The sequence below is a fragment of the Brevundimonas sp. UBA2503 genome (assembly GCF_002341485.1).
In the GTDB taxonomy this organism is placed as follows: Bacteria; Pseudomonadota; Alphaproteobacteria; order Caulobacterales; family Caulobacteraceae; genus Brevundimonas; species Brevundimonas halotolerans.
Genome location: NZ_DDOD01000012.1, coordinates 1 through 4,350, shown reverse-complemented (window position 1 = coordinate 4,350; position 4,350 = coordinate 1). Strand labels below are relative to the sequence as shown.

The 4,350-nt window shown below is 68.0% G+C and carries 4 protein-coding genes; 3 read left to right on the top strand and 1 reads right to left on the bottom strand.

The annotated features are described in order from the left end of the window. Nucleotides 1–16: 16 nt before the first annotated feature. The gene (gene rnd, locus B4K74_RS06640; RefSeq protein ID WP_286692276.1) at nucleotides 17–1,168 is read right to left on the bottom strand and encodes a ribonuclease D; all 1,152 of its coding nucleotides are present in this window, start codon (nucleotides 1,166–1,168) and stop codon (nucleotides 17–19) included. Between the two features lie 80 nt (nucleotides 1,169–1,248). Between rnd and purM the strand changes: the two genes are divergently transcribed. From purM to purN, 3 genes are read left to right on the top strand one after another with little or no spacing between them, the layout of a single operon-like run. Next, the gene (gene purM, locus B4K74_RS06635) at nucleotides 1,249–2,289 is read left to right on the top strand and encodes a phosphoribosylformylglycinamidine cyclo-ligase (protein ID WP_286692275.1); all 1,041 of its coding nucleotides are present in this window, start codon (nucleotides 1,249–1,251) and stop codon (nucleotides 2,287–2,289) included. A gap of 58 nt (nucleotides 2,290–2,347) precedes the next feature. Beyond that, complete coding sequence (locus B4K74_RS06630; RefSeq protein ID WP_286692274.1) at nucleotides 2,348–3,733, top strand: M28 family peptidase; 1,386 nt, start codon at nucleotides 2,348–2,350, stop codon at nucleotides 3,731–3,733. After that, entirely contained in the window at nucleotides 3,730–4,308 is a 579-nt protein-coding gene (gene purN / locus B4K74_RS06625) for a phosphoribosylglycinamide formyltransferase (RefSeq protein ID WP_286692273.1), read from the top strand. The genes B4K74_RS06630 and purN overlap by 4 nt, the downstream gene beginning before the upstream one ends. Nucleotides 4,309–4,350: the final 42 nt, after the last annotated feature.

Genomic DNA, 4,350 nt, shown 5'->3' with positions numbered 1-4,350 from the left:
TTCATAGCTTCGACACCTAGCCCTCGATCTCGACCACCTCGACGCGCGAGCCGTTCAGCACCAGCGCCAGCTCGCCGCGCTTCAGCTTCAGCGCATCCTCGCCGAACATCTCGCGCCGCCACCCCTTCAGGGCGTCGACCGGGGCGTCGTCGTCCAGCGCGATCTTCTCGAGATCCGCGACATTGGCGATCATCTTGGTCGCCACGCCGGCATTGTCGCTCTTGGCCTTCAGCAGCACCTTCAACAGCTCGACCACCGAGGGGGCCGCTGCCGGGCGATGCCCCGGGCGCTCGATATCCGGCGCATGGGCCTCAGGGTCGGCCAGCACGGTCTTCAGCTCGGCGATCAGGCTCTCGCCCAGCCGCGAGGCCCCGAATCCCTTGGACACCGACCTCAGGCGGTTGAAGGCGTCCGGATCGGTCGGGGCCTGGGTGGCGATCTCGTCGATCGCCTCATCCTTGATGATTCGCCCGCGCGGCTGGTCGCGCTCCTGCGCCATGCGCTCGCGCCAGACGGCGGTGGCCACAAATGCCGCCAGATATTTGGCGGAATACTTCTTGGGCTTCAGGCGTTTCCAGGCGTTTTCGGGAGTGGTGTCGTAGAGCTGGGGATCGGTCAGCGCCCCCATTTCCTGCAGCACCCAGTCCAGCCGCCCGGCCTTGGCCAGTTGCTCTCGCAGGCGCGGATAGAGCGCGGCCAGATGCGTCACGTCGCCCAGCGCATAGGTCAGCTGCGCCTCCGACAGCGGCCGCCGGGCCCAGTCGGTGAAGCGGCTGCCCTTGTCCAATTCCCTTTTCAGCATCTGGCGGACCAGCGCCTCATAGGACACCTGATCACCAAAGCCCGCCGCCATGGCCGCCACCTGGGTGTCGAACATCGGCAGTGGCATGGCGCCCAGCCGCACAAAGATTTCAATGTCCTGCCGCGCCGCATGGAAGACCTTGATGATCTTCGGATCCCGCAGCAGGTCGAGGAAGGGCTCCATGTCCAGCCCCTCGGCCATCGGGTCGATGATCCCCGATACGTCCGCCGACGCCGCCTGGATCAGGCACAGCCGGGGCCAATAGGTGGTCTCGCGCATGAACTCGGTGTCCACGGCGATGAACGGCGCCTTCGCCAGTTCCGCACAGAAGTCGACAAGGGCTGGATTGGTGGTGATCGGGGTCATTTGAATGCTATAGCCCCGGCGTGCGCCCTCATGGCAAGAGGGGCGCCGGAATTCCGTCCACTGATTCAGGTTCGTGTTCGATGAGCGACAGTTCTTCTCCCCCGCCCAACGGCCTGACCTATGCCCAGGCGGGGGTGGATATCGACGCCGGAGAGCGGCTGGTCGACGCCATCAAGCCGCTGGCCAAATCCACCGCCCGCAAGGGGTCCGAGCCCTCGCTGGGCGGATTCGGCGCCCTGTTCGATCTCAAGGCCGCCGGCTTCACCGACCCGCTGATCGTCGCCACCACCGACGGCGTCGGCACCAAGCTGAAGATCGCCATCGACACCGGCCGCCACGACGGCGTCGGCATCGATCTGGTGGCCATGTGCGTCAATGACCTGCTGGCCCAGGGCGCCGAGCCCCTGTTGTTCCTCGACTACTATGCCACCGGCAAGCTGGACGTGGAGGCCGCCCGCCGCGTCGTGGCCGGCATCGCCGAGGGCTGTCGTCAGGCGGGCTGCGCCCTGGTCGGCGGCGAGACGGCGGAGATGCCCGGCCTCTATGAGGGCAGCGACTATGATCTGGCGGGCTTTTCGCTGGGCGCGGTCGAGCGCGGTCACACCCTGCCCCGCCACGACCTGCAGAACACCGGCGATGTCATCATCGGCCTGGCCTCCAGCGGCCCGCACTCGAACGGCTACTCCCTGATCCGCAAGGTGATCGAGACGCGCGGCCTGACCTGGGCCGACGATGCGCCCTTTGCCAACGACCGCACCCTGGCACAGGCCCTGATGGAGCCGACCCGCATCTATGTAAAGCCGGTGCTGCCCCTGATGAAGCAGGGCTGGATCAAGGGCGCGGCCCACATCACCGGCGGCGGCCTGATCGAGAACCCCCCGCGCTGCATCGCTCCGGGGCTGGAGGCTGTGTTCGACTGGCAGGCCTGGCCGCGTCCGCCGGTCTTCGACTGGCTGGCCGAGGCGGGCGGCATTTCGGATCACGAGATGCGCCGCACCTTCAACTGTGGCGTGGGTTTCATCCTGATCGTCGGCCCCGAGCACGTCGAGGATGTGCTCGAGGGCCTGCTTGAAGCCGGCGAGACCGCTTTTGTCTGCGGCCAGCTTCAGGCCAGCGCCTGAGCGCTTGACCCCCGGGGGGCGATGCCGTCACGGTAACCCCCCTGTTCAGGAGATTGCCATGCGTCTGATCGCGTCCCTCTGCCTCGCCGCCGGTACCGCCCTGTCTGTGGGCCTCGCCGCCCCGGCTGCGGCCCAGACGTCTGCTGCCGTCGACCACGCCGAGCTGCGGGCCCTCGGTGTTCTGGTCCAGCCCGAGCGCATGCGCGCCGACATCCAGACCATGGTCGACTTCGGCACTCGCCACACGATGTCCGAGACCCAGTCCGAAACGCGCGGCATCGGCGCCGCCCGCCGTTGGGCCGAGCGCGAGTTCGAGAGCATCAGCCAGGCCTGCGGCGGCTGCCTCGAGGTCGTCACCCCGTCCGACACCGTCACCGGCCGTCGGGTGCCGACCCCGACCGAGGTCGTCGATGTTGTCGCTATCCAGCGCGGCACCGGCGATCCCAACCGGGTCATCATCATCTCGGGCCATCTGGATTCGCGCGTCACAGATGTGATGGACTTCACCTCCGACGCCCCGGGCGCCAATGACGACGCCTCGGGCGTGGCCGCCGTGCTCGAGGCCGCGCGCATCCTGTCGGCCTATCAGTTCGATGCGACCCTCGTGTACGCCGTGCTGTCGGGCGAGGAGCAGGGCCTGCTGGGCGGCAAGATTCTGGCCGACTATGCGACCGAACAGGGCTGGTTTGTCCAGGCCAATCTCAACAACGACATCGTCGGCAATTCCGAGGGCCAGAGCGGCATCGTCGACACCACCCGCGTACGGGTGTTCTCCGAAGGCACCAAGACGGTCGAGACCGAAACCCAGGCCAACAGCCGTCGCTACAACGGCGGCGAGGTCGACTCCTCTTCCCGCAACCTGGCGCGCTTCATCGACGGCATCGCCGACCGGTATCTGACCAATTTCGATGTCGAGATGATCTATCGCACCGACCGCTTCGGGCGCGGTGGCGATCAGGTCGAGATGCTGCGGGCGGGCTTCCCCGCCGTGCGGATTTCGGAAGGCGCCGAAAACTATGACCGCCAGCATCAGGACCTGCGGGTGGAGGACGGTGTCCACTATGGCGACACCATCGACGGCGTCGATTTCGACTATCTGGCCCAGGTCACCCGGCTGAACGTCATCAGCATGGCAGCCCTCGCCAGCGCCCCCGCTCCGCCCACCGGCGTGACCATCGCCGGCGCGGTCCAGCCCGACACCACCCTGACCTGGCAGGCCGTGCCGGGTGCTGCCGGCTACAGGGTCTGGTGGCGCGCCACCACCGCCCCTCAGTGGACCTGGAGCCGCTGGGTCGAGGGCGGCGACACCACCCGCATCGTGCTGGAAGGCATCGTCATCGACGACTACTTCTTCGGTGTCTCGGCCGTCTCGGCCGATGGCTATGAGAGCCCGGTCACCTTCCCCGGACCGCCCGGTGACTATCGCGTGGCCCCCGCCGAGTGACCAGGCCGCCTGTCCGTGTCGCCGTGCTGATCTCGGGCACGGGCAGCAATCTGCGCGCCCTCGTGGAGGGGGCCGGTGACGCCTATGCGGTCGCCCTCGTCCTGTCGAACAAGACCGAGGCGCCGGGTCTGGCCTGGGCGGCCGAACGCAGCATCGCCACCCTCGCCCTGCCCCACGCCCCGTTCGGCAAGGACCGGCAGGCCCACGAAGCCGCCCTCGATGAGGCCCTGCGCGCCCATGACATCGAGGTCGTGGCGCTGGCCGGCTATATGCGCGTCCTGACCCCCTGGCTGGTGGGCCGCTGGTCCGGTCGCATGCTCAACATCCACCCCAGTTTGCTGCCGAAATACCCCGGCCTCGACACCCACCGCCGCGCCCTCGACGCCGGCGACGCGGAAGCCGGCTGCACCGTCCACCTCGTCAGCGAAGGCGTCGACGAGGGGCCCATTCTCGATCAGGCGCGTGTACAGGTCCTCGCCGGCGATACCCCCGAGACGCTGGCCGCCCGCGTGCTCGCGGCCGAGCACCGGCTGTATCCGCAGGCGCTGGGGCGGTTCTGCGCGGGGCTGGACTGACCGGACTCCACGTCCACCTGACTAGGTTCTGGACTCATAAGC